Below are 26804 nucleotides of genomic sequence, written 5' to 3'. Positions count from 1 at the left end.
TTCCTATGCATCTTACTTCAAAGGAGGAAAAAGCATGGCAAAAGTTGATTATCTGTCTTTACAGAAAGAGAAAATACCAAATCAGGCGTTACTTGACCGCTTTCCATTTCCATTTAAGGGAGATTCCTATCGTTATTCGAATAATTCAGTGGCTCTAGATCCTGCAGTAGTACTGGATATTACACCAGAATATTTCGAGGAAATTGAACAGAAACGACAAATTTTAGCAGATAAGAAAGCGCAATCATATCAATCCTTCACACATTCTCTGGAGGCACAGTGGGAAATTTTAGATATGATTATGCATGAAATGGCAACCGTGCATCCCAACTATTTCGGTTTGAGTAAAAGTGGCGATAACTGGACCTTCCAGAATCATTTATTAGGAGAAGAACAGGCGTTTATATTTGGGGATGCCTCAAGTTTACCTTATGAACCACTAGATTTCATTGGTCGGCATATTCAAGAGGACTTAATTTATATGGCACAGCGGGACGGGGACCTTTATATGGATGCAGGGCAACTGTGCTTCCCGGCGAATTGGTCGATTGCCTTCGATCTTGGCATGTCGTACTTGGAATTTCATTCTCCTGTTCCTGGCTTTGCTGAAAGCGGTTTAGCAGCGAAGGTTCGGAACTTCATCCTTAGAATGGAAGCTGGAAAACCATGGACCCGATTGAACTGGACGATAACAATTGAACCGATGCTGGATACGGCCCCAGAAACTTTTGATACGTGGGGAACGAAAAAAGATAGCATCACTCTTGATAATCTTGGGAATCTTGTACATTTAAGAGTTGAGGATCAAAGGTTGTTTCGTCTTCCGCGCAGCAACGGTATTCTGTTTGGAATCCATACACATTTGATTTCATTGGACGAATTGACACAAAACCATCAATGGGCGAAACGGTTTCATAGTGTACTAACTGACTTACCGGATCCCCTGGCACAATATAAAGGATTTGTATCCTACAAGGATAAGATAGTGACATACTTGGAGAAGAAAATAAAAGAATTATCCATAGAGTGAAAAGGAGGGGAACGACATTGCATACAATCAAATGCAGACTAATTCAAATAGAGAGAATTCTAGAGCAAGGTTTTATCGCAGAAGCAATATTAGTAGGAGGCATTAGTCCAGAAAAAATTGGCTTTGCAGACCAGGTTCAAACTGATGAAACTATATTTCAGCTACCAATTCATTTGGTTGAAACATCAAAGACAGAGGGAATATACCGACTATTATTCAATACCTCTGCACTTACGGATCAAGAACGTTCTGTGTTAACTGAACAACTCGCACAGCAAAACTTCTTTTTGGAACTTTCGGATGACTCAGTTTTCAAACTCGATCCTAATTTAAAAAAACTGCTGGTGATAATTGATGAGTCAGCTTTCTTTGAAAGTTTGGCGATCATTGAGATGCTGTCTATCAATAATATAGAGACCATTGCTTATGTAAAAACTGAAGAACCACAGAGAGAATTTGTGGATTATCTTCAACAAAAACTCCCAGAAGGCATCTACTTTTTATCATCAATTAGCAGCGATGAAATTCATTCCATCTTTAATCAACAAACAATGGGTACAAAGCTGTTTTTATCTGGGCAGTGGCCAATGATTGATAGTTTGAAAGAGATGGCTTATGCTGCTGGTTTTTCCGATGAGGAAATCCAGTACAAAGGATATGGACGAAAAGTAGAAAAAATATTTTGTGTTAAATGTTACTCTTTCAATAGAAAGAAACAGACAGCTGAAACAAGGTGTGACCGTTGTAACACCGTTCTCGATGTGTCGCCACACTTTTCAAAAAGGCTTGACGCATACCTTGGCTACATTAAAGTTGAATGACTGCAGAGGGGGGAAAGCAGTGTCTTCAGGTACAATTAAGGTGATTGTAGCAGAAATTAAGTATGAATCTCCGACAGTTAAGAGCTTTAAGTTAATAGCAGCAAATGGCTCTTCATTGCCTGGTTTTAGTGGAGGATCTCATCTTACGACGTATATACAGTCCGAATTCGGATTGATTGAACGCCATTATTCACTCACAAACGATCCAGACACAAAAGAATATTATAAAATCGCCATTCGCCGCAGTGATCAGTCAAAAGGTGGCTCGATATTCTGGCATGACCATATAAAGGTGGGTGACCAGCTTGAGATTAGTTATCCTAGAAACCATTTTTCACTGAGTTTCAAGGCTAAACACCATGTCTTTATTGCCGCTGGCATTGGTATAACTCCTTTTTTGGCGATGTCGGCTGAATTGAAAAAGAAGGGAAAATCTTTTGAATTACACTATGCTGCTCCTACAAAGGAATTATGTGCCTTTTATTCGTATCTCTCTTCCACTTATCCTGAAGAAGCGAACTTTTACTTTTCAAAGGAAGGGCGAAGGATGACAACTGATGTAATGAAACATAAACCTATAGGGACGCACGTTTACTTCTGTGGAACTGAAGCAATGGTAAGGGAATACCAGGAAGCGGCGAAGAGCTATGGATATCCTGAAAAAAGTATCCACTTTGAACTGTTTACACCCCCGAGTTCTGGACCGAAGCACGCGTTTCAAGTGAAATTGCGTCAAAGTGATCAGATGATTGATGTTCCGGAAGGGGAAAGTCTGCTGGAAACTCTTTTGAAACACGGTATCCCGGCCCCACATTCATGTAAGATCGGGGGATGTGGCAGTTGTCAAGTTGATGTGTTGGACGGTGAAGTCGACCACAGGGATTTGTTCCTTTCGGATAATGAAAGGAAAGAAATAAATGTCATTTTAACATGTGTCTCAAGAGCGAAGAGCGGCTGCCTTGTGTTGGACTTATAGTATAAAACCACCAATTTTATCTTAAAGGTAACGTCAAATATAAACTGATATAAAGTGGACTGACATCCCCCCATCAGTATTTAAAAATATCATTAAGAGGGAGAGGGGCTAGATGCATACGGTAGAAATCCTGAGCTATACAGATTTCAATTTTGCGATTGAAGGGCAGGATGCCTCTTTGGAAGATATATTACCAGGTTTTAATAAGTGCGATCGTATTGGAGTCGTGGTACGGCAACCTGGTGGAGGCATGGGTGCAAGTGCCTTGCTTATGGCAGCGCTAACACGATTCTACGATCTTTATCGTCCGCTTCTGGGTGATGAGCCTGGGAAACTGCGAATATACCCTGAGTTCTTCGTCTTTCATGTAGGAAGACGCCATATGAATCATTCTTGGATGGATATTTGGCCACCTCATAAGGAGGTAGTAGTCGAGGACGACCCAGAACAGATTTTGGAGGCAATCAACGATCGAGGGATAACACGTTTACTCGTCGAGGATCTCACACCCTCGTCGGCCACATTTTTGCGAGAAACTATTAGCAGTGCTGAACATCGGATAGTCAGTGCTCTGGCGTACTCACCCACTGGACGTGTCGACAAGGCCGATGTGCAAATTATCAGTTGCTCGGTCGCTGAAGACAATGTCCTGTACTCGCTGAATATGTCGGAGGAACTGTCCAAAGAAGTTAAGGAGGAGTTGGCCCAGGCACGAAAACACCTTCTTGTCGGTGGCCGCGTGGCTGAAACTTACCGCCGGATTGAGCTAGCCGATGCGTTTCACATGCTAACGTTATCTACAGAACCGGGAACCACTACTCGCAGCTACATGTCTTTACTGGGAATAAGCAATCAGACATCTAGAAACAAACACCTGTTACATGTTGGAAAACGCTGACAAAAAAAGATGAGGAGAGGATTTAACATGGACGATCGAAAATTCAGAAGTGCAATGGGCAAATTTGCTACAGGAGTCACAGTGATAACAACAGAAGTAGATGGTAACGTACATGGTATGACCGCAAACGCCTTTATGTCTGTTTCCCTTGATCCAAAGTTAGTGGTGGTATCGATTGGCGAAAGGGCGCATATGTTGGCGAAAATTAAGATAAGCAAAAAATATGCTGTCAATATTTTATCCGCCGATCAACAAGAGTTATCAAAGATCTTTGCGGGACAAATCAAAGAGGAAAGAGACGTTCCCTTTGACACATTAAGCGGGGTCCCTGTTTTAAACGGAGCTCTTGCACAAGTGACATGCGAAGTTGTGGGCGAACATGTTGAAGGAGACCACACCTTATTCATTGGAAAAGTAACGAATATCCATCTGGAAGATAATGAACCGCTGATTTTCTTCAATGGTAAGTATCGTTCTTTGCTTACTGATGAGGTAGCTGTCAATAACTAAGTCTTGCTAAAGGAGGGGGCCACTTGGAAGTAATTTATGTGAATAACAGCAACCGAGATACCCATATTTCGAACAGCGAGCCTTGTGTGATCGCGCTTGGTTTTTTCGATGGTCTCCATCTAGGGCATCAACAAGTGATTAAAATCGCGAAGAGAGTAGCTGAGGAAAAGAAGGTATTGCTAGGATGTATGAGCTTTTTTCCACATCCGAAGGAAGTACTCCAAAAAGGGAGTAAAAAGTTTCAGTACCTAATGCCAATAGCGGAAAAGCAGAAAATTCTAAAGGAAATGGGCGTCGAGAAATTTTATATTGTTGAATTTGAGCGCGATTTTGCTTCATTATCCCCCGAACAATTTGTGCACAAATATCTCCTTGACTTTGGAGTGAAGAATGTTGTGGCAGGATTTGACTTTAGATATGGAAGCGACGGACGGGGGCATATGGATCGAATGAAGGATGACTCCAACGGTTTACTTGGAGCAATAAAGGTGGGGAAGGTCGAGTTTCAAGGGGAGAAGATAAGCTCTACTTTAATAAGAAGAACAATTCTTTCGGGAAAAATGGAGATAATTCCTCGTTATTTAGGTAGTCATTATCAAATAGAGGGTGAAGTATCATTAAATAAAACCACAGCTGAGATAAAAGTGAAACCTCATTTTCTCCTTCCTGCTCCAGGCGTCTATGAAGTAATTATTTCAAACGGGAAAGAAACATGGGAGCAAGTGGTTGTAGTCGCAAAGGAACAAATGAAATTTAGTCGTTCTCCCATGACCAACAGTTTATTAATGGATAAACAAACCGTTCGCATTGAGTGGGTAAAAAGTCTGCAATCCGGATTTTTAACCAGTTTAGTAAACCGACAAATTTTAGAAGGAGCCTCACGATCATGACTTTTAGTGATATCAGGGGTCTTCACGGGTCATTCATACATTGGGACAAAGGACAAAGCGCGAATCCAGTTACTTGTAACATAAATGCTAGCAAACTACGATGATTATACGGTGCCAGTCCTGTTAGTGGCCAAACTGTGGATTTGTGTTCACTTCATACGAAAAGTGGGTGTCCCAGAGTCTAATTGGGCCACCTACTTTTAATTTGGTGAAGACTCCTGTGGTTGAGTCGCGATCTCATGGCAACCATTTCCCACAACTCCCAGGCAGTTAATGAGTAGAGCTCATAAAAAAAGCGTATATTATTAAGTGCACCCTTTCATTTTAAAAAATATAAAATAATGAAAACCGTTCTTAGGAGTGTATTTAATGGGAAACAACACGATTGAAGAATGTGCAAACATAATTAGAAAATCAAAGAACATTGTCGTGCTAACCGGTGCTGGTATCAGTACGGAATCAGGAATTAAGGATTTCCGGTCACGAACGGGGATCTATAAAATGGCACCTGAATACATACTTTCGTTGGACTACTTTTATGAAAATCCAAAAGATTTCTATCAATTTGCCTTCGAGAATCTTTACCATCCGGATAGCTCTCCTAACAAAGGCCATGAGATTCTTGCAAAATGGGAAAATGAAGGGCGAGTCAAGCACATCATTACTCAGAATATAGACAGGCTCCATCAAAAAGCGGGGAGTAAAAACGTTATTGAGTTTCATGGAACAATGGAGACTGCAACCTGCTTAAATTGCGGTCATAAATACTCAACTGAGGAAATGGCCAAGCGCTATAATCAAATGGATGATTTTTATGTTTGTGAGCACTGTTCCACTGACGATAAAGAAGATCGGTATATAAAACCTGATGTAGTCTTGTTCGGAGATACAGGTGATTGGTTCACAGTCGAAGGATTTAATACGATCATCGACATCATCACTGAGGCTGACTGCGTCTTAGTCCTTGGTACGAGTTTAAAGGTTACACCGTTCTCAACATTCCCGGCATATAGGGAAACAGGCATGCCATTAATCATTATTAATAAAGGGGACACATCTTACGATTTTGAACCAGATACGTATGTGATTAAGGATTTTATTGGTGAAACCTTAAGAAGGATTGATGAAAGGTTATAAACATGAAATGACAGTCTAGATGATTTTGCGCTCCTTGTTGCCCAAAATAGCTATTATAACCAGTATAATCGGATAAATATAAAAACACTAACATCGGCTGCCCGTTATTCGGGAGCCGATGTTTAATGAAATTGTATGTTTGAGTTTAGCGTCGTGCTTGCTGGCAGTTTTTAAAGGAAGATATAAATCATGTCCCTTGTTTTCTATGATAGAGATAGTCTATCTTTATTGTAATATAATAAATATTTTGAAAGAACATTGTATTAGTGGTTATTATGTGTTATTTTATCAAGTAAAAACTTCGTTCAATCTTACCTTGGTTAAAAACGACATTGATTAGTAGAATAGCTGAGTCAACAGGTTTGCATCTCTTTCAACCAATGCTGTGGAATTGCCGTTCTTTGATTGTATTGTTGTTGGATAAAATATATTCGCTGTTCAAAAATAAATCAAACTGTTATTGGAGGTGATGCTATTGTTAATACAAGTAAATATGGAAGAAGTAAGTGCGACCATCAATAAACTGTTTAACTCATTTCCAGTAAAGGTTGAAATGATACTGGAAGATAAAAGTATTGAAACGCTGCCACAAAAGTGTCCGGTCATTAATAAAATCAAAAAGACCGGCATAGATGTATTCATTCGAAATAAAGAAGAGCAAAATACTTGCATTACATGTTCTCTGAAAGATGAGTGTTTTGTTGAAACGATTATTATAAGATCTATAACCAAAAACAAAAAAGTAATCGGAGTTTTGTTGGTAACTCCCTTGGATGGTCAGGGAGACTGGCTAAAGAGAAACTTGGATAATATTGAAGTTCAACTTGATTTTTGCTGTCAATGGATAGGCAGTAAAATTGAAAATGACGAGTTAAAACAGGAAAACACCTCGATCTTGGAAGAAATGAATGGATTATTCACTTTTATTGAAGATCCCATTTTATTAGTTGGCCAGGATGGAACCATTCATCACTTGAGCAATAGTGTCAGCAAGCATTTTAGAAAAAGTAAGACGGTTTTACTGGGCGGAAACATAAACGAAATTATGCCCGATTCCGACTGGCTTGCTGTGAAGAACGCGAAGAAACAACAGGATTATAAAATTTCTATTGCAACTTCTGAAAATAAACAGGAAGAATATTTGGCTAAAGTTAAACCACTATATTCAAGCGGGATCATTGTTTCATTTCTTATTCAGTTGACACTTATCCAGGATTCAAAAAAGAAAATGAGAGAACAAAGGGTCCTTTACACCTTCAATGATGTGAAAGGCACAAGTGATTCGATTCAAACGGTTGTTGATATGGCGAAGCGGGTTGCACCAAGCGATGCCTCTATTTTATTGAGAGGTGAGAGCGGCACTGGGAAGGAAGTATTTGCACAATCAATCCATCAAGCAAGCCACCGGAAAAACGGAGCTTTTATCGCATTGAATTGTGCTGCCATTCCTGAAGCTTTACTGGAAAGTGAGCTTTTTGGACATGTAAAAGGAGCCTTCACTGGTTCAAGCGGCGACAAGCCTGGCAGATTTGAATTGGCGAATGGCGGGACGATCTTTCTTGATGAAATCGGAGATTTGTCACTGCATTTACAAGCAAAATTATTAAGGGTTGTTCAGGAAAGAAAAATTGAGCGCGTGGGAGATACAAAAAGCACTCCGGTTGATGTAAGGATTATCACAGCTACTCATCGTAATCTTGAAGAGCTTGTATGGAAGGGTGAATTCAGGGAAGATTTATATTATCGTCTAAATGTCATTCCCATTACGATTCCTCCTTTAAGAGAAAGAACAGAAGATATTCCGATTCTGGTTGATTATTTCATGAAAAAATTCTCCAAGGAGCTATTCCGCTCACCTAAGAGACTATCAAATGATGTATACGAACTCTTACTTGAGTATCAATGGTCGGGTAATATAAGGGAATTACAGAATGTTGTCCATCATTTTGTCCAATTAGAGATTGGTGACCTGGTGACCATGAAAAGCCTGCCAGCTTATTTAAGGGATTTATATGTGAAGGATAAAAAAATGGAAATGAAAAAAAGCATAATAATGCCAGCTAAAGGAACCATCCAACAAGATGAAAAAGAACTGATTATTGAATTATTGGATCTGTATGGCAGGGATACTGGTGCTAAAAAGAAGGTGGCAAATCACCTGAATATCAGCTTGCCTACTTTGTATAGAAGGCTTAGCAAATTCAATATTAAATAATCATTAGATTTTTGAGAAAAAATGATAAATTGAGAAAACGTGAGAAAAAATGAGAAAACATTTTATTATTAGACCTTATAGGACATTCTTAGCTTTATCATTATTATAAAATTCTCATAATTCACTAAAATTAAAATCTTGTTATTCCCATCCAGCACAGGCTTGATTGGGTTTCTTTTTTTGGCACAGTTCTTGCATTGTATAAGAGAAAGGAGTACCCAACTATGTCATGGCAGATTAAAAAGCAGGACATACCGTTATTAGCAATTGGTGCAAAAATTTTATCTTGTGGGGGAGGCGGTAATACCAAAACGGTACAGAATTTATTGATGTCTATTATGAGCGATGAGGATGCAATAGTTGTAAAGACCATTTCTGACTTAGTGGATGAACGGGTTGTAGCGGTTGGTATTATGGGATCGACTATTTTATATGATGAACACATCCCAAGCGGGCGAGAGGGAGTGCAAGTTCTAGAAGTGTACGAATCGACTCATGGAACAAAAGTCGATGCACTTATCCCGATAGAAATTGGTGGAGTGAATGCCTTAACTCCTTTAGTAACGGCTGTTCTGAAGAATTTGCCTGTTGTTGATGGAGATGGAATGGGAAGGGCCTACCCCGAGTTATCGATGACAACTTTTCATTTATCAGGTATTCCGGTAGCACCATTAGTCCTGCAAACAGATGATGAAAATATGTTTATTGAGGATGTGGACACCATCCAAAGTACAACAGAACTGGCAAAGGATTTTATGGTCAGAAACGAAGGGTTTGCCCATTTACTTTGTTTCGCAGCTAATGCTAGAAAAATAAAGACATCAATGATTCCAGGATCATTAAAGTTGATTCATCGGTTAGGAGTTGCCGTCAAAAAAGATACACTGAAGAGCCAAAAAATCGAAGAGATCAGCGCCGTATTCGAAAACTCGATCTACGGCAAACCTAATCTGGTCATCAGTGGCGTCGTTTCCGGGGTTAACCGCTGGTTTGAAAAAGGATCATTGGTAGGGAGGCTTATAGTGGAGGGCCGATTTTCATCTTCAAATAAAAGGATTGAAATAGAATTCAAGAATGAGTTCATTTCGATAAAAGAAGAAGAACAGTATGTTTGTACAACACCCGATCTTATCCTTGTATTAAATGAGGAAAATTTGCTCCCGTACAATGTTTCTGAAATACAGGCTGGACATTCTGTCATCGTATTCGCAGTGCAGGCTCCGAATATCCTTCGCACAAAAGAAATGCTTGAGCTTGTTGGTCCTGGGAATTTTGATTTAGCCGTTTCCTATAAATCTCTTCCTGGAGAATTTGATTATGAAACTAGGTATTGATGTTGGAGGAACAAATACAGATGCAGTTATTGTCCGGAATGATGGTAAGCTTCTTTCGTGGTCAAAGCATTTGACCACGAAAGATATTATTACTGGAATTGAGCTGGCCGCAAAGGAAGTATTGAAGGAAGCGAATATCCGGCCTCAACAAATTGATGGTATTTTCGTTGGTACGACGCATGTGCTTAATGCACTCTATCATCTCGTGAATCTCTCGAACACGGCGTTAATCCGGATTATCAAACATCCATCGTTGATTGAGCCTGCTGTAGAATGGCCGGATGGTTTGAAAAAATATTTAGCTAAGGTCTATCACTTCGAGAGCTCATATGATTACACAGGCAAAACGAATAGCCGTTCAACGACGAATTCAGATGCTTTCAAGCAGTTATTCCGCGATTTGAAAGAAATGAATATTGAATCAATCTGTATCGTCGGGGCTTATTCGCCTTTATATGCAAGTGAAGAACTTGAGCTCAGGAATTACATTAAAGAATCTTTCCCTGAGATTCCAATTACAATGTCACATAAAATTGGAAGTACTGGTTTCATAGAAAGGGAAAACGCGACTCTTTTAAATGCCATTGTTTCGAAGGTTATCCGTCAGGCAATGCTTGATTTATCGACCGTTTTCAGGAAGCTTTCACTAGAATGCCCGTGCTGGCTGACTCAAAATGACGGCTCGTTGATGGAAATCCAGGAAGCGATCGATTACCCTATCTTAACAATAGGATCTGGGGTTACCAATAGTCTCAGAGGGGCCAGTATCTTGAGCGGCTTGGACCGCTGTATCGTCGTCGATGTTGGCGGAAGTACAATTGATATCGGAAAGATCCTGAACAGCCAGCCGGAAGTATCGATAGGTTCAACTTCTATTCTGGGCATAGCCGTTAATATGCGGGTTCCGAAAATGTATTCCCTGCCTTATGGCGGAGGCAGTCTGATTTCAATCGAAGATGAATCTGTCCGGATAAAAGACACAATCGCCAGCGATATTGAACAACATGGGATATCATGGGGCGGTAACACGTGGACATTGACCGATTCTTTCCTTAAGGTTTATCCAGATTCTTTTTCAGATAAAAAAATAACACTTACGGGATTAGCAAAACTGTCCGAAGATGACTGTCAAAAAGTGATTAACACAGTAACACGTGAAATCAAGAAAAAGATAGCGAGGCTTCAGCAGAGCAATGAAGCTCTTTCGATTGTTTTAGTTGGTGGAGGCAGTTCCCTGCTTGTGAATAGGCTATTTGGAAAATACCAAAAAGTGTTCCATCCTGTCGGATTTCATATATGCAATGCAGTTGGAGCCTGTTTCGCACCTCTTAGTGCTCAGGTGGATAAAGTGTTCTGGCTTAGAGATAAGACGAAGCAGGAAATTATCGATGAGGAAAAGGAACAACTCATTCAACAGCTACTGAGGAAGGGAGCAACAAGGGACACAATTCAGGTGGTATCTATAGAAGAATTCCCCTTTGATTATTTGAAAGGGGAGGTATTGAGAATCCGTTTAAAGGCTTTAGGAGAATTGGAGTTTATTCCTTGAGGAGGCAAGGCGGTCATTTAATTATCACTGAACATTTATCGCATAATTCCACTAATTAAAAGGAGTGCAAGTAAATGAAAATCAAAGTAATTATGCCAATCACATCTGATATTTTTAATGAGGAAATTCTGGAAGAAGTTAAATTTTATGCATCTGAAACAACGGAAGTTGGAGTGACAAGTCTCGATTATGGCCCTGCATCTGTTGAAAGCGAATATGATGAAGCACTTTGTGTACCTAATTTCCTGGAAAAAGCTAAAGAGGCAGAGGAAGAGGGATACGACGGGGTGATCAGCGACTGCTTCGGTGACCCGGGAGTAAAGCCAGCAAGAGAAATTCTGGACATTCCGGTTGTGGGTGCTTGTGAATCCTCAATGCTGTTCGCAAGCTCATTGGCTAAATCATTTTCTGTCGTGACAGTGCTGCCGAATGTAGTCCCTATGATTGAAAATATCAGCAAAACATTAGGGGTCAACGGTAATTTGGCATCCGTCCGATATGTAAATATTCCTGTACTGGAAGTTCATGATAAGGATCGGCTAAAAAACGGACTGTATGAAGAAATGATCAAAGCAATCGAGCAAGATGGCGCGCACGCCCTAGTGCTGGGCTGTACCGGATTCATGGGTGTTGCAGCAGAACTACAACAACGCCTGAAGCAAAACGGGTACGAGGTTCCGGTCATTGACCCGGTATTCGCGGCAACAAAATTGCTGGAAAGTTTGATCGCTATGGGCGTAAAACAGAGCCGGCTGACTTACATGACGCCGCCTTCAAAAGAGCGGATCAAAGCTTAATTTGTTAAAAATCTTTTTATATGTTTAATTGTCGGAAAGTTCCAAAAATCGCCATTGGATTTTGTCTTGCCGCTTTGAGCGTTCAGGGTTGGACAAAATCCGTCTTTTGAAGGCAGAGGATTGGGGAAATTAATCATTGTAATAGGAGGTTGGATGTAATGGAAGAGACAAAGAAATTAGGAGATGATTATTCTCTGTCCAGAGTTCCGAAATCAGCGAGATTGCCAATGTGGGACATCATGCTTGTCCGGGTAGGCGCTCTTGCCACCCTGTCGCAATTTATGCTCGGTGCTGCGTTAGGTTACGGAATGACTTTTTGGCAGGCGTTTTGGGCGATGTTCTTTGGAAGTGTCATTTTACAGGTTATCAGTTTTCTTATCGGTTATGCGGGTGCAAAGGAAGGTCTTTCTACGAGTTTATTGTCGCGCTGGACTGGATTCGGCCGATACGGTTCCAGCATCATCGGCACGGTCATTGCCATTTGTACAATAGGCTGGTTTGGGGTGCAGAACTCTGTTTTTGCCAATGGATTAGTCGAGGCGACTGATGGGAGATTGACCCTTCCCGTTGCCGCCGCAATAACTGGCATGGGCGTAACAGTATTAGTTATCTTCGGATTCAAGCTGTTAAGTATGACTGCGAAAGTGGCCGTACCCGCCTTTTTATTGGTGGTAGGATTCGGAATCTATCAGGTTCTTAGTGATCATTCGATCAGCGGTTTAATGAGTACTCAGCCTCCGGGTGAGACAATGTCACTTGGAGTAGGTGCAACAATGGTCGCCGGTGGTTTCATGATCGGTGCTGTCATTACTCCTGACTTCAGCAGGTTTGCCCGAAACGGGAAAGATGTTTTCTGGATGACCACGATTGGTACTATTGTTGGTGAGATGGGTGTCGGTATGGTTGCTGTGTTGATGGCCCACGCTGCAAAAACGAGCGATGTTGTCAGTATCATGCTGCAAACATCCGGCTGGCTTGGTGCGGCAGTCGTTGTTTTTTCAACCGTTAAAATCAATAACCTGAATTTATATTCTTCTTCCCTGGGCTTTACGAATATCATTGACTCCGTTTTTAAGGTCAAGCTAAATCGTGGTATCGTGACTCTTGTCATTGGAGTAATTGGCACTGTGCTATCCATTCTGGGGATCCTTGACCGGTTTGTCGACTTCCTTGTTTTACTTGGAATTATGATTCCGCCGATTGCCGGGATCATGGTTGTTGATTATTTTATATTAAAAACGTATCGAACAGCACTTGATGAGAGCAGGAAGAATGGAACCTTGCCAGGCGAGCCTGAAAGATTGAATCCTGTTACACTTGTGGCCTGGATGGCGGGATTTGCAGGCGGTTATTTTATTACTTTTGGCATACCATCGATTAATTCACTCCTGATAAGCGGAGTTATCTATTACGCAGGTGTTTTAGCTGTAAAAGCGATCAGAAGCAAAAATGAGGTAAAAAGTACTGTTGTATCGTAATCTATAGCAAAATTGGAGGACATAAAAAATGAGAAAACTAGGAAAACAAGAAATCGAAGATATCGCGGTTGGTGCTGCCCTACTGGGAACAGGCGGTGGAGGTGACCCTTACATTGGCAAGCTTATGGCCCTTCAAGCTATCGAAGAATACGGGGAAATTACGCTGCTGGATGTGAATGAAGTGCCGGATGACGCCTTAGTCGTCCCTTCCGCGATGATGGGAGCACCGACGGTTATGCTTGAAAAAGCACCAGGCGGAGAGGAAGCCACAGCTGCTTTTAAAAATCTCGAAGCTTATTTGGGTAAGGAAATTTTCGCAACGATGCCAATAGAAGCAGGCGGATTAAATTCGATGCTTCCCCTTGCCCTTGCTGCAAAGCTTGGCTTGCCAGTCGTCGATGTCGATGGAATGGGCCGGGCGTTTCCCGAATTGCAAATGGTCACTTTCTATTTGGATGGGATCGCAGCAACGCCGATGGTTCTGGCGGATGAGAAAGGGAATACTTCATTGCTTTCTACCATCAATAATGTCTGGACTGAGAGAATTGCTCGTGCAGCTACCATTGAAATGGGCGGGTCATCCATGATTGCCATTTATCCAATGACCGGAAAAAACTTAAAGGAAAGCGGAATCAGCAATATCCTTAAGCTTGAAGAAGAGATTGGCAAATCGATCAGGCTTGCGAAGCAAAACAATGCTGACCCGATTAAAGAAGTCCTGAAAAAGGCAAACGGATTTGAGTTGTTCCGCGGCAAAGTCAGCGATATCAACCGGAAAACTGAGACTGGTTTTGCCAGAGGCGTGGCGACATTCGAGGGTATCAATGAGTACAAAGGAGAGACGCTCGAGGTCAGGTTCCAAAATGAGCATTTGCTCGCCCAGACAACCGATCAGCGCCTCCTTTGTGTTACACCAGATTTAATTGCTGTGCTTGATGCGGAAACTGGCCTGCCAATCACAACGGAAGGAATCAGTTATGGCGCCAGATGCGTGGTCATCGGAATGCCTTGCCATCCAAAATGGAGAACAGAGAAGGGCCTTGAAACAGTTGGTCCAAAATACTTTGGCTATGATGTTGATTATGTTCCGTTGGAGGAACTTGTAAAAAAAGGAGTGACAGCATAATGGGCGTTTATCGTATTGGAATTGATGTCGGGGGCACTCATACAGATGCAGTGCTATTAGATGAAAATAATACAGTCATTTCGGAGACGAAATCACCGACGACAGAAGATGTAGCGACTGGTATTTATACAGCGATGAAAAAAATCATCAATGATGCAAATGTTCCGAGAGAGCAAATCAAATATGCGATGCTTGGAACCACCCATTGCACCAACGCAATCGTGGAAAGAAAAAGGCTGAATAATATTGCTGCAATCCGCATTGGTGCTCCAGCCACTTTGGCAGTCAAACCACTGATAGGTGTGCCTGACGACCTCCGCGCGGCACTCGGTAAATATGTCTACCTTATCCGTGGAGGCCATGAATTCGACGGACGGGAAATTGTTGAATTAGATGAAGAACATTTATATCGGATTGCCAAAGAAATCAAAGGGAAAGTCGATTCAATTGCGATAACTTCCGTTTTTTCTCCCGTATCGCAAAAGCATGAACAACGAGCAAGTGAAATTTTGAAAGAAGTACTTGGAGACGACATTTCGGTTTCTTTATCGTCCGAAATCGGTTCAGTCGGATTACTGGAAAGGGAAAATGCTACGATCCTCAATGCAGCTGTTGTAAATGTGGCTAAAACGGCAGCTGACGGATTTATCAATGCTTTGAAAAATGAAGGGATTGAAGCGAGAGTCTTTTTCGGACAAAATGATGGTACATTAATGTCTGTAGAATATGCGGTCAAATACCCAATTTTCACAATCGCCTGCGGACCAACGAACTCATTGCGCGGCGCATCGTACTTGAGTGATTTCTCGGATGCGATCGTTGTCGATGTCGGTGGAACTACGTCCGATATTGGTGTGCTAGTTCAATCGTTCCCAAGAGAATCTTCTTTAGCGGTTGAGATTGGCGGAGCGCGGACAAACTTCCGGATGCCTGACCTTATTTCCATCGGACTTGGTGGGGGTACGATCATCCGGATCAAGGATAATGGGGAATTTACGGTTGGACCAGACAGTGTCGGTTATCGTTTGCCTGAAAAGGCCTTGATTTTTGGAGGGGACACTTTAACAACGACAGATGTTGCTGTGGCCCTTGGAAAAGTAGAGCTTGGTGACCCTTCAAAAGTGGCCCATCTTGATAAGGAATTATTAAATAAAGTTTATGATAAAATGGTAGATCTAGTCGAAGAAGCCATTGATAAGATGAAAACCAGCGCAGCTCCTGTACCAGTCATTCTCGTTGGCGGCGGCGGCATCTTGCTCCCGGAAAAATTAAATGGAGCATCAGAAGTGATTCGCCCTCAGCATTCAGGAGTAGCCAATGCGATCGGCGCAGCCATCTCCCAAGTAAGTGGACAAATTGAAAAAGTCTATGCACTAGCTGAAATCGGCAGAGAAAAAGCATTAGAGCTGGCCAAGGAAAAAGCGGTGTCTGAAGCAATCAATGCCGGTGCTGATCCAGACAGCATCATCATCGTGGACATAGAAGACGTTCCCCTTGCCTACATGCCTGGCAATGCCACTCGTATTCGTGTGAAAGCAGCCGGTGATTTAGCCCAGGTTGATGTGACTGAACTGGTGTGATACAAGCTGAATTCAAAAAGCTCTAGTATAATCTAGAGCTTTTTCTAATACAAGGGAGGTACACAATATGAGCACAAGAACTTGCATAGAAGAAATCAAAAATAAAACATTGATCATTGACGCGCACTTTGATTTATTAATGGACGTCTCCATTCAAAGGGAGAAAGGCAGAAAAAAGGTGATTGAAGCAGATTATTTTTCACGTTTTAAAGAAGGTGGCGTCAATATCATTATTGCAGCCATTTTCATTGATAGTGCTTTCCTGCCTGAAATGGCACTGCGGAAAGCGCTCAATCAAGTAAGTGCCATATATGAAGAAATACAGGAGTCTCCAGATAAATTGATGATTTGCCGGAATAGCGAGGACATGATTGCTGCTCAACAATCCGGGAAAATTGGGTTTCTACTCTCTCTCGAGGGAGTGGAACCAATAGGGACAGATTTAAGCTTATTAAGAGTGTTCTTTGAATTGGGTGTCAGAAACTGCGGCTTGGTTTGGAGCAGAAGGAACGCGGTCGGGGAAGGCAGCCATTTCAGCCCTGTTCGCGAAGGTAGAAAGGGAGGGATTTCCCACTTTGGTGTCCAGTTGATTGAAGAGGCCGAAAAACTTGGTATCACGATCGATGTTTCCCACTTAAATGATGAAGGATTTTGGGATGTTGTGGATATTTCAAAGAAGCCAATCATTGCTTCCCACTCAAATTCAAGGGTCCTGTCCAATACAATGCGCAATTTAACAGATGAACAAATCAAAGCCATTGCCTCAACCGGCGGGGTAATAGGGGTCAACGCAGTTAGTATTGTTGTTGCATCAAATGATGAATACAGCACTCTTGAGCATTATATTAATCATATTGAGCATATTGTTAATCTTGTTGGAATTGACCATGTCGGCATCGGGCTGGACCTGTGTGACGATTTCTTCAAATATGTGTCAGCAGATGACTTAGCCAGTATGCCGCGTAAACCCTTTGACGTAATAGAAGGGCATCAAAATCTTCCCAAATTAATAGAAGGCTTGATTAATAGGGGCTACAAAGATGAAGACTTGAAAAAAATTCTGGGCGGCAATTTTTTAAGAATATTTTAATTCTCGGTGACTGTGGAATATTGACTAATTATTTTACTCATGTGAAACACTCCGCAATGCTGCAGGATGATGTTGTTGTCATTGTCTTCTGCAAACATGAATATCAGCAGGATTGGCTTGAAGAACGGTATCGGCAAGAGGTTTTCTTTACAGTCAAGGAAGTGACTGGAAGGACATATGAAATTGAAATTGAGGTATTAAATTGAAATAGATTTAAATTTCGCAGAGGCTACTATAGACTTTGCGTTTTTTGTTGGTTTCAGATTGCGACCTTTAATTTAGTTTTTCAAATTTCCGGACCATGATTTTACTTACTTGCAAAAGAGAGCAGTTATCGTGGACTTGTTCTTTATCAATTAAATCAAGGAAAACTAGAAATTTCAGAAAAAATAAAAAAATGAATTGACTGAAAGCGCTTTTAATACTAAAATGTGTTTATGATATTATCAAAACTTAACCAAAAGATAACAAAAATAAACAAATGGGGGTGTCTGATCTTAACAAATATTGATAAGGTATCGATTAAATCTTTCAATCACAGGAACAACATGTCCCAACTAGAAACATTACATAAGCAGTGGATTGATTGAAAGCACAACTCAAATGAGGACCTTAATAACATCAACAAATCGACAGCCGCGCGTTACACAATAACAACTTGCAACTAGAAACTACAAAACTCCAAATGTTGATAACCTTTAAATTTGTGAAATTAAGAAACTTAAATCTAAAATATTTATTCGACCGAAAATACCAGATTCCTTCTGAACATTACGACAACTATTTATTTACAGATTTGATTCGCAGTTAAACTGCTCAGTAATTTGCTCTAAAAAGTAAGCGCTTACTAAAAACAAGGGGGTTGAAACAATGACAGTAAGATGTGCTGTTTTAGGACTTGGACGACTAGGCTATCATCATGCGAAAAATCTCGCGACCCACCAAATCAGCGGGGCTGAATTAATTACGGTTTGCGATCCGATGAAAGGACGTGCAGCCGAAGTTGCCCAGGAATTTGGATTGCCAAATTGTACCCGGAGTCCTCAGGAAGTTTTTGAGGATTCAGAGATCGATGCAGTAGTAATTGTTACGCCCACCAGTACGCACGCTAACCTGATTAAACAAGCTGCAAAAGCAGGCAAGCAAATTTTTGTTGAGAAGCCGCTCACGCAAAACCTCACGGAAGCTCAAGAAATAATCAATACGATAAGCGAGCACAATGTTATGTGCCAGGTCGGGTTCATGAGAAGATTTGATCCTGCTTATGCGGAGGCAAAAAAGAGAATTGTAGCAGGCGATATCGGAGAACCAATTTACTTTAAAGGAATCACCCGTGATGCCGGTTCTCCGCCAGAAGAGTTCATCAAGCACAGCGGGCGAATGTTTTTAGATGTCTCGATTCACGACTACGACATTGCACGATATTTAATGAATTCGGAAATCATCTCCGTTTCCGCACAGGGAAAAGTACTGAGGAATGGATTTATGGAAAAATACAATGATGTCGATCAAGCTATTTCCTATATTGAATTCGAATCGGGGGCGGCGGGCGATATTGAAGCCAGCCGCAATTCTCCATACGGGCACGATATCCGTACCGAAGTTATCGGAACAGAGGGATCGATTTTTATTGGAACACTGAGAAATCAAAATATCACTCTCTTAAACTCTAAAGGTTCCAATTATGAGATCATCCCTGATTTTCAAACCCGATTCCATGATGCATACCGGCTTGAACTCGTCGATTTCGCGGATTGTATCCGGACGGGTAACAGGCCTAAAGTCACCGAGTTTGACGGCAAAATCAATCTTGAAATTGCGATTGCCGCAACAGAAGCATTTGATTCCGGAACAACAGTTTATCTTAACAATCAGAACATCGCTGTTAAGTCATAAATAACTAATAAGGGGGAAGTAAGGAAATGAAAAAGGGGTATTTTGTTAGCTTGATTTTAATGTTGATGCTTAGTGTTTTTCTGGCAGGGTGCGGGCAGGAAGCAGCCTCCAAAGATGGCTCAAGCAAGGATGGCAAGATCGTAATTGGTGCAGCTCTGCCGGATTTTGACGATAAATGGCTCAGTTATCTTCAGGATGGAATGAAGGAATATGCAAGTTCACAAAAAGATGTTGAAGTCATTTATGTCGATGCGATGAACGATGCCAATAAGCAGCTTTCACAAGTTGAAAATTTTATTTCGCAGGACGTCGATGCGATCATGATGATTCCTGTTGACACCGTTTCCGCACCAAATATCGTTGACCGCGCGAATAGCGAAGATATTCCAATCGTCATTGTTAACCGGCAGTATGAAGAGGTCGATGCTGCTACAGCATACGTCGGATCTGACTCGCTGAAGGCAGGGACGATGCAAATGGAAGAAGTGGCAAAGCTGTTGGGTGGCAAAGGGAATGTGGCGATCATGGACGGGGTCATGGGCCATGATGCTCAAATCAAGAGAACACAGGGCAATAAGGACGTGGTCGAGAAAAATAAGGATATGAAAATTGTCCTCAATGGAACTGCTGAGTTTGACCGGGCAAAGGGAATGACTCTGGCAGAAAACTGGCTGCAGTCAGGAAAGGAGATTAACGCGATCGTCTCTAATAATGATGAAATGGCAATCGGCGCAATTATGGCTTTGGAGGATGCCGGTAAGCTGGAGGATGTAGTTGTTGCGGGTATTGACGCTACTCCTGATGCTCTTGATTTTGTTAAATCCGGAAAACTGAAAGTGACTGTATTCCAGGATGCCCGGGGACAGGGGAAAGGCGGGCTTGAAACAGCGATCAAGGCTGCAAAAGGCGAAAAGGTCGAGAAATTCAACTGGATTCCTTATGAACTTGTTACCGAGGATAATGTTGACGAGTACATCAAGAAATGGGAGTAAAAACCGTAAATTAACATGGATAAGCATGGCTGGTTGACTGATCAAATAGAAGGTTAATCAGTCAGACCTTTTCTGATGAACGCCCAAAATATAGGGAAAAGAGGTGTGTGCATGAGTGAAAACTATATTTTGCAAATGGACAATGTTACAAAAGAATTTCCTGGTGTAAAGGCTCTTGATTCCGTACAACTCCATGTGGAAAGAGGAACCGTCCATGCCTTAATGGGTGAAAATGGTGCAGGAAAGTCGACTCTCATGAAGATATTGATCGGTATCTATACTCCAGACCAGGGGGTAATCAAGTTCGATGGAGAAGAGCTTCACCTCGCCAATGTAAAGAATGCACTCGACAAAGGCATTTCAATGATCCATCAGGAACTAAGTCCTGTGCCGCAAATGACCGTAGCCGAAAACATCTTTCTTGGCAGGGAGCCCAGCATTGCAGGGTGGGTGAAACAAAAGAAACTGGTAGAAAATACGAAAAAATTATTTGAGCGTCTCGAAATGGATATTAACCCGAGAGCAAAGATGGAAGAATTGAGCATTGCCAATACGCAAATGGTCGAAATTGCCAAGGCGATTTCGTACAATTCAAAGCTAATTATTATGGATGAACCGACCTCGGCGATTTCGGAAAAAGAAGTTCACCACTTGTTTAAAATGATTAAATCTCTGAAAAAAGATGGAGTTTCAATTATTTATATCACTCACAAAATGGATGAGCTCGAAATGATTACAGATGAATTTACCGTGTTCAGGGACGGAAAATATGTCGGAACAAAGCATAGTAAGAATCTTTCAAGAGAAGAGCTTATTCAAATGATGGTCGGCAGGGAGTTGAATCAAGTTTTCAATAAGGTTCCTGCTGAAATCAGTGATGTTGCCTTATCAGTTAAACACTTGTCCAAACAGAATAAGATTAAAGATATTTCATTTGAGGTCAAAAAAGGGGAGATTGTCGGAATTGCCGGACTGATGGGTTCGGGGCGGACAGAAGTGCTTGAAAGCATCTTCGGTGTGCATGCCGCAGATTCCGGGTACATTGAAATACATGGAAAAAAAGTCGCCATCCGGTCTCCGCGTGACGCGATTGCAAGTGGCATGGGTTTATTGACAGAAGACAGAAAGCTGTCGGGATTATTCCTGCCCCTGTCGGTTGAGGACAATATGATTACCGTCAATATTGACCGTTATATAAAGGGTCCGTTTCTCGACAAAAAGAAAATTGCAACAGACTGCAAGAAGCAGCATAACCGGCTCAAAATTAAAACTCCCAATCTTCAACAAAGGATAAATAATTTAAGCGGGGGGAATCAGCAGAAAGCGCTGATTGCCAGATGGCTGCTCCACGATCCGGAGATTTTATTCCTTGATGAACCGACAAGGGGAATCGATGTTGGGGCCAAAACAGAAATCTACAATTTGATCTTTGAGCTAGCGAACAAAGGAAAAGCGATTGTCGTTATCTCATCAGAGCTTCCTGAAATTCTGGGTTTAAGTGACCGGATTATCGTCATGCAGGAAGGCCGAATCATGGGAGAGTTGTCGCGGGAAGAAGCGAGCCAGGAAAAGATTATGGAGCTCGCGACCCGGGAACTGGTCAACAATTAGACTAAGATGGTCTGGAGGTAATCATGAATGCAAAGAGACATTAAGATAACTGAACAAATCGATACACACACGCACTACAGAAAGCTTCAAAAAGAAAAAGCATCCCATTTTCTGGGCAAATATGGGATGCTGCTGATTCTAATCGCCTTAGTCGTCCTTATGTCGATTCTCTCGCCGACTTTTTTCACATCAGGCAATTTGCTCAATATCGTAAGGCAGATGTCGATTATCGGCATTGTCGCCATCGGCGTAACGATGGTCATTATCACAACAGGAATTGATTTATCATCCGGGTCGGTTATCGCCCTAGTGTCGGTCATGGTTGCGACCTTCGCACAGCCCAATAGTTATCCGCTTGTGGTTGCAATTTTCATTGGTCTTGGCATCGGTCTTCTTGCAGGGGTTATTAATGGAACAATCATCGCGAAAGGAAAAATTGCCCCGTTTATCGTGACACTCGGAATGATGACGGCTGCAAGAGGAGCCGCCTTGCTATTCAGTGACGGCCGGCCGATTGGGAACCTTTCTCCAACGTTTACTTTCATCGGCCAGGGTACTTTGCTTGGTATCCCCGTGCCAATCTTTATTTTCGCATTTGTCGGGATCATCTCTTATATGCTTCTTAATCATACGAAATTTGGAAAATATGTTTATGCCATTGGTGGCAATGAACAGGCTGCAATCATCGCAGGTGTCAATGTCGTAAAATACAAGATTTTGATCTATGGCTATGCAGGACTGCTTTCATCGGTTGCCGGGATCGTCTTAACATCCCGGATTGCATCGGGGCAGCCTACAGCCGGAACGATGTACGAATTGGATGCGATTGCAGCCGCGGTTATCGGAGGAACGAGCCTGACAGGCGGAATCGGTACGATTGGCGGCACAATCATCGGAGCATTAATTATTGGCGTTATGAATAACGGTCTTGACCTGCTCAATGTATCTTCATACTGGCAGCAAATCTTAAAGGGCGCGATCATCGTCATCGCTGTGTTAATCGATTCCCGTAAAAATAAAAAGGCTTAATGTAGTAGCCAATGTTCTGGCCCCTTATCAAAACACGAACACCACCGTTCACGTGTTAACAACGGTGGTGTTTTAATGATTATTATGCTCCGCACCGGCCGCTTAAAAAAGAACAGATTGCTATAAAGGAAGCAATTAAAAACACTTCAACAAAACTAATAAAACTATAAAAGTAAAAATTCAGAAAAAAAAGTAAAAACCAATTGACTGAAAGCGTTTTTAATACTAGAATGTAATTAACACATTATCAAAAGTTAATCAAAACATAACAAATTAATACAGAATGGGGGTGCCTGAAGCATACAATTGATAAAGTTCGCTAAACGGATTTTAAAAAATCATTCTAAGGAGGAAGACCATGTCTGATGTGACAAGAATGAAAAATTACATAAATGGTGAATGGGTTGAAAGCAGCACTACTCGATACGAGGAAGTTTACAACCCGGCGACGAAGGAAGTCATTGCATTCGTACCAATATCAACGAAAGAGGATGTTGATCACGCGATTGAAGTAGCAGCGAATGCTTTTCAAGCTTGGCAAAAGATTGCCGTGCCACGCCGTGCAAGAATTCTATTTAACTATCAACAATTACTTACAAAGCATAAAGAAGAATTGGCCCACATCATCACAATGGAAAATGGAAAAAGCCTGACTGAGGCATTGGGTGAAGTCCAGCGTGGAATTGAAAATGTTGAATTTGCAGCAGGAGCCCCTTCTTTAATGATGGGGGATTCGCTAGCTTCAATTGCTACAGATGTCGAAGCGACAAATTACCGCTATCCAATTGGCGTTGTTGGTGGAATTGCACCGTTCAATTTTCCAATGATGGTGCCATGCTGGATGTTCCCGATGGCGATTGCACTCGGCAACACGTTTGTTTTAAAACCATCCGAACGAACGCCGCTGTTAACAGAAAAGTTAGTAGAATTATTTACTGAAGCAGGACTTCCAAACGGTGTGTTTAACGTAGTTCATGGCGCACATGACGTCGTGAACGGAATATTGGATCACCCTGAAGTGAAAGCGATTTCGTTTGTAGGCTCCAAGCCTGTTGGTGAATACGTGTTTAAACGAGGCAGCGAGAACTTGAAACGCGTCCAGGCATTAACAGGCGCTAAAAACCACACAATCGTCTTAAATGATGCTGATCTCGATCAGACGATCACCGACATTATTGCTTCAGCGTTCGGCTCAGCAGGTGAACGTTGTATGGCGTGCTCGGTTGTAACAGTGGAAGAGGGAATTGCCGATGAGTTTTTAGCCAGGCTGAAAGAGAGAACGGCAAACATTAAAATGGGCAATGGCCTTGATGACGGTGTATTGCTCGGTCCAGTCATCAGGGAAGAAAATCAGCAACGTACCATCAGCTATATCGAAAAAGGAATTGAAGAAGGAGCAACGATTGTATGTGACGGCCGAGAACGTTCATTGGATGAAGGGTTTTACATTGGACCTACCATATTCGATGATGTCACAACCGATATGACTATCTGGAAAGATGAAATATTTGCTCCTGTATTATCAATCATGCGCGTCAAGAATTTAAAAGAAGCTGTTGAAACTACGAATAAATCAGAATTTGCAAATGGTGCATGTATCTTTACAACAAATGCTTCATCGATCCGCTACTTCCGTGAAAATATTGATGCAGGTATGTTAGGGGTTAATCTTGGTGTTCCGGCACCGATGGCATTCTTCCCATTCTCCGGATGGAAATCGTCCTTCTATGGTACATTGCATGCGAACGGAAAAGACAGTGTTGATTTCTATACTCGTAAAAAAGTTGTCACAGCACGCTACACAGCACCTAAATTTGAATAGAAATATTTTTCTCAGTACTTCAAGATTTCCGTTAGATTAATAGATTTAACTATGAAATTCGTGATTGGAAGTTCGAGTAACCGGCCCCATTTTATTTAGCAGATAATAGATGGGGCCATTTTATAAGAAGGATTAGCCCGAATCTATAAAACCGCCAAGAACCGGGATTCCAGCGTGGCAATAAGGAGGTACATATGAGTAAATTGCTCCGAAAACCAGAAAAAAACGAAATTTTTCAAGGAGTCACTATTGTTCAGGAAGTAACCGCAGAAACTTCTCCATTAGAATATGTTGGATTTAAAATGATAGATTTAGCTCCTGGTGCAAAATTTTCAGAATCACTAGGGAAACAAGAATGTTGCATCGTCGCCCTAACTGGAAAAATCAATGTAACCGATCATGAAGAAACTTTTGAAAATCTTGGTACCCGCGATAGCGTATTCGAGAAAATCCCGACAGACAGTGTATACGTTTCAAATGACCGCCGTTTTGAAATCGAGGGCGTAAGTCAGGCCCGCGTGGCATTATGCTATTCGCCTTCTAAAAAACAACTGCCTACAAAACTGATAAAAGCTTCGGATAATGGCATCGAACATAGAGGAATCCTCAACAATAAACGTTTAGTGCACAATATTTTGCCCGATTCGGATCCATCTGCCAACAGCTTGCTCGTCGTTGAAGTATACACGGAGAGCGGAAACTGGTCGAGCTATCCTCCTCATAAGCATGATCGTGACAGCTTGCCTGACGAGTCATTTTTGGAAGAATCCTATTATCATGAAATGAATCCGCAGCAGGGCTTTGTCTTCCAGCGAGTCTATACTGATGACCGTTCCCTTGATGAAACAATGACGGTTGAAAATGGTGATGTCGTACTCGTTCCGGCCGGTTATCATCCAGTTGGCGTGCCGGACGGTTATACATCCTATTATTTGAATGTCATGGCAGGGCCGACACGCATTTGGAAGTTTTATAATGATCCGGATCATGAATGGATATTAAAGCGTTAACAAAAAGGCAAGGAGCTGTTACCGGGAATGAAATATGAATTCAGTACTGAAAGAGAGTTTGACATTATTGCGATTGGCCGTGCATGTATCGATTTAAATGCTGCGGAGTATAACCGTCCAATGGAAGAAACGATGACATTTACAAAATATGTGGGAGGTTCGCCTGCCAATATTGCAATTGGCAGCTCCAAATTAGGCTTAAAAGCCGGCTTCATCGGCAAAATTTCCGATGACCAGCATGGACGCTTTATCGAACAATATATGCGTGGTGTGGGAATCGATACATCCGGTCTTGTCCTTGATAAAAAAGGACATAAAACAGGATTGGCATTTACAGAGATTAAGAGCCCGGAAGAGTGCAGTATCCTCATGTACCGCGAGAACGTAGCCGACCTTTATCTTGCACCTTCCGAGGTTCATGAGAACTACATAAAAAAAGCAAAAATCCTGCTTGTCTCAGGAACAGCCTTGTCAAAGAGCCCGTCCCGGGAAGCGGTCTTGAAAGCTGTCAGCCTGGCCAGGAAAAATGATGTGAAAGTTGTTTTTGAATTGGATTACCGCCCGTATTCATGGAATTCTCCTGATGAAACAGCTGTTTATTATTCATTGGTTGCCGAGCAGGCACATATGGTGATTGGCACCCGTGATGAATACGATGTGCTCGAAAACTTAAAAGAAGGAAACAACGAAGAAACGATCAGCTATTTGTTTAAACATTCGCCTGAACTGCTTGTTATTAAACATGGTGTCGAAGGTTCATATGCCTATACAAAAACAGGAGAAAAATTCACAGGCCAAGCGTATCCGACAAAAGTATTGAAAACCTTCGGTGCAGGGGATTCCTACGCTTCAGCTTTCTTATATGCCTTGATCAGCGGCGAAGAAATTGCAACCGCTTTAAAATACGGCAGTGCATCAGCCTCCATTGTTGTAAGCAAGCATAGTTCTTCAGAAGCGATGCCGACTGTCGAAGAAATCGAGCAATTAATCGCTGAAAGATCTTAATTGAAATT

General features: G+C 41.8%; 23 protein-coding genes. All 23 read left to right on the top strand.

From position 1 onward, the window contains the following. Positions 1–34: 34 nt before the first annotated feature. The 23 genes from CVD23_RS14215 (at position 35) to iolC (ending at position 26796) form a co-directional block, all read left to right on the top strand. Positions 35–1030 (top strand): heme-dependent oxidative N-demethylase family protein, encoded by a 996-nt coding sequence (locus tag CVD23_RS14215; protein ID WP_101579218.1) that lies wholly within the window; start codon positions 35–37, stop codon positions 1028–1030. 17 nt (positions 1031–1047) lie between these two features. Then, positions 1048–1851 carry a dimethylamine monooxygenase subunit DmmA family protein gene (locus tag CVD23_RS14210; protein ID WP_101666385.1) on the top strand — a complete coding sequence of 268 codons (804 nt, stop codon included), beginning with the start codon at positions 1048–1050 and terminating at the stop codon, positions 1849–1851. Between the two features lie 19 nt (positions 1852–1870). After that, positions 1871–2827, top strand: coding sequence for a PDR/VanB family oxidoreductase (locus tag CVD23_RS14205; RefSeq protein WP_101579220.1), 957 nt, complete (start codon positions 1871–1873; stop codon positions 2825–2827). A 112-nt stretch (positions 2828–2939) separates the two neighbouring features. Then, positions 2940–3725, top strand: a complete 786-nt coding sequence (locus tag CVD23_RS14200) for a hypothetical protein (RefSeq protein WP_101579221.1) — start codon at positions 2940–2942, stop codon at positions 3723–3725. 27 nt (positions 3726–3752) lie between these two features. After that, a complete protein-coding gene (locus tag CVD23_RS14195) occupies positions 3753–4235 on the top strand; it encodes a flavin reductase family protein (protein ID WP_101579222.1) in 483 nt (160 codons plus the stop codon). 23 nt (positions 4236–4258) lie between these two features. Beyond that, entirely contained in the window at positions 4259–5125 is an 867-nt protein-coding gene (locus CVD23_RS14190) for an adenylyltransferase/cytidyltransferase family protein (protein WP_101579223.1), read from the top strand. Between the two features lie 369 nt (positions 5126–5494). Continuing rightward, entirely contained in the window at positions 5495–6262 is a 768-nt protein-coding gene (locus tag CVD23_RS14185) for an NAD-dependent protein deacylase (RefSeq protein WP_101666384.1), read from the top strand. Positions 6263–6737: 475 nt separating this feature from the next. After that, positions 6738–8477, top strand: coding sequence for a sigma-54 interaction domain-containing protein (locus CVD23_RS22730; protein ID WP_180955667.1), 1740 nt, complete (start codon positions 6738–6740; stop codon positions 8475–8477). A 224-nt stretch (positions 8478–8701) separates the two neighbouring features. Beyond that, entirely contained in the window at positions 8702–9811 is a 1110-nt protein-coding gene (locus CVD23_RS14175) for a DUF917 domain-containing protein (RefSeq protein ID WP_101666382.1), read from the top strand. After that, positions 9795–11360: a hydantoinase/oxoprolinase N-terminal domain-containing protein gene (locus tag CVD23_RS14170; RefSeq protein WP_101579227.1), complete on the top strand. Its 1566-nt coding sequence runs from the start codon at positions 9795–9797 to the stop codon at positions 11358–11360. The genes CVD23_RS14175 and CVD23_RS14170 overlap by 17 nt, the downstream gene beginning before the upstream one ends. 74 nt (positions 11361–11434) lie before the next feature. Then, positions 11435–12157 (top strand): aspartate/glutamate racemase family protein, encoded by a 723-nt coding sequence (locus CVD23_RS14165; RefSeq protein WP_101579228.1) that lies wholly within the window; start codon positions 11435–11437, stop codon positions 12155–12157. Between the two features lie 158 nt (positions 12158–12315). Then, entirely contained in the window at positions 12316–13635 is a 1320-nt protein-coding gene (locus tag CVD23_RS14160; protein ID WP_101666381.1) for a purine-cytosine permease family protein, read from the top strand. A gap of 28 nt (positions 13636–13663) precedes the next feature. Then, positions 13664–14761, top strand: a complete 1098-nt coding sequence (locus CVD23_RS14155) for a DUF917 domain-containing protein (protein WP_101666380.1) — start codon at positions 13664–13666, stop codon at positions 14759–14761. Then, entirely contained in the window at positions 14761–16341 is a 1581-nt protein-coding gene (locus tag CVD23_RS14150; protein WP_101579231.1) for a hydantoinase/oxoprolinase N-terminal domain-containing protein, read from the top strand. The genes CVD23_RS14155 and CVD23_RS14150 overlap by 1 nt, the downstream gene beginning before the upstream one ends. 67 nt (positions 16342–16408) lie before the next feature. Then, positions 16409–17431, top strand: coding sequence for a dipeptidase (locus CVD23_RS14145; protein WP_101666379.1), 1023 nt, complete (start codon positions 16409–16411; stop codon positions 17429–17431). Between the two features lie 20 nt (positions 17432–17451). Then, positions 17452–17637, top strand: a complete 186-nt coding sequence (locus CVD23_RS21665; protein WP_101579233.1) for a hypothetical protein — start codon at positions 17452–17454, stop codon at positions 17635–17637. A gap of 664 nt (positions 17638–18301) precedes the next feature. Then, positions 18302–19327, top strand: coding sequence for a Gfo/Idh/MocA family oxidoreductase (locus CVD23_RS14140; RefSeq protein ID WP_101579148.1), 1026 nt, complete (start codon positions 18302–18304; stop codon positions 19325–19327). Positions 19328–19353: 26 nt separating this feature from the next. Continuing rightward, complete coding sequence (locus CVD23_RS14135) at positions 19354–20319, top strand: sugar ABC transporter substrate-binding protein (protein ID WP_101579147.1); 966 nt, start codon at positions 19354–19356, stop codon at positions 20317–20319. 111 nt (positions 20320–20430) lie between these two features. Beyond that, positions 20431–21930, top strand: coding sequence for a sugar ABC transporter ATP-binding protein (locus CVD23_RS14130; protein ID WP_101666378.1), 1500 nt, complete (start codon positions 20431–20433; stop codon positions 21928–21930). A gap of 126 nt (positions 21931–22056) precedes the next feature. Next, positions 22057–22959 carry an ABC transporter permease gene (locus CVD23_RS14125; protein ID WP_257988497.1) on the top strand — a complete coding sequence of 301 codons (903 nt, stop codon included), beginning with the start codon at positions 22057–22059 and terminating at the stop codon, positions 22957–22959. Positions 22960–23317: 358 nt separating this feature from the next. Next, positions 23318–24781, top strand: coding sequence for a methylmalonate-semialdehyde dehydrogenase (gene iolA, locus CVD23_RS14120; RefSeq protein WP_101666376.1), 1464 nt, complete (start codon positions 23318–23320; stop codon positions 24779–24781). A gap of 194 nt (positions 24782–24975) precedes the next feature. Then, positions 24976–25791 carry a 5-deoxy-glucuronate isomerase gene (iolB, locus tag CVD23_RS14115; protein ID WP_101579143.1) on the top strand — a complete coding sequence of 272 codons (816 nt, stop codon included), beginning with the start codon at positions 24976–24978 and terminating at the stop codon, positions 25789–25791. Between the two features lie 27 nt (positions 25792–25818). Further along, complete coding sequence (gene iolC, locus CVD23_RS14110) at positions 25819–26796, top strand: 5-dehydro-2-deoxygluconokinase (protein WP_101579142.1); 978 nt, start codon at positions 25819–25821, stop codon at positions 26794–26796. The last annotated feature ends 8 nt before the right edge of the window (positions 26797–26804 follow it).

This window comes from Bacillus sp. V33-4, from assembly GCF_002860225.1.
Taxonomy (GTDB): Bacteria; Bacillota; Bacilli; order Bacillales; family Cytobacillaceae; genus Bacillus_BJ; species Bacillus_BJ canaveralius.
Note: the sequence above shows the minus strand (reverse complement) of the source record. Positions and strands in the feature narration are given on the sequence as shown.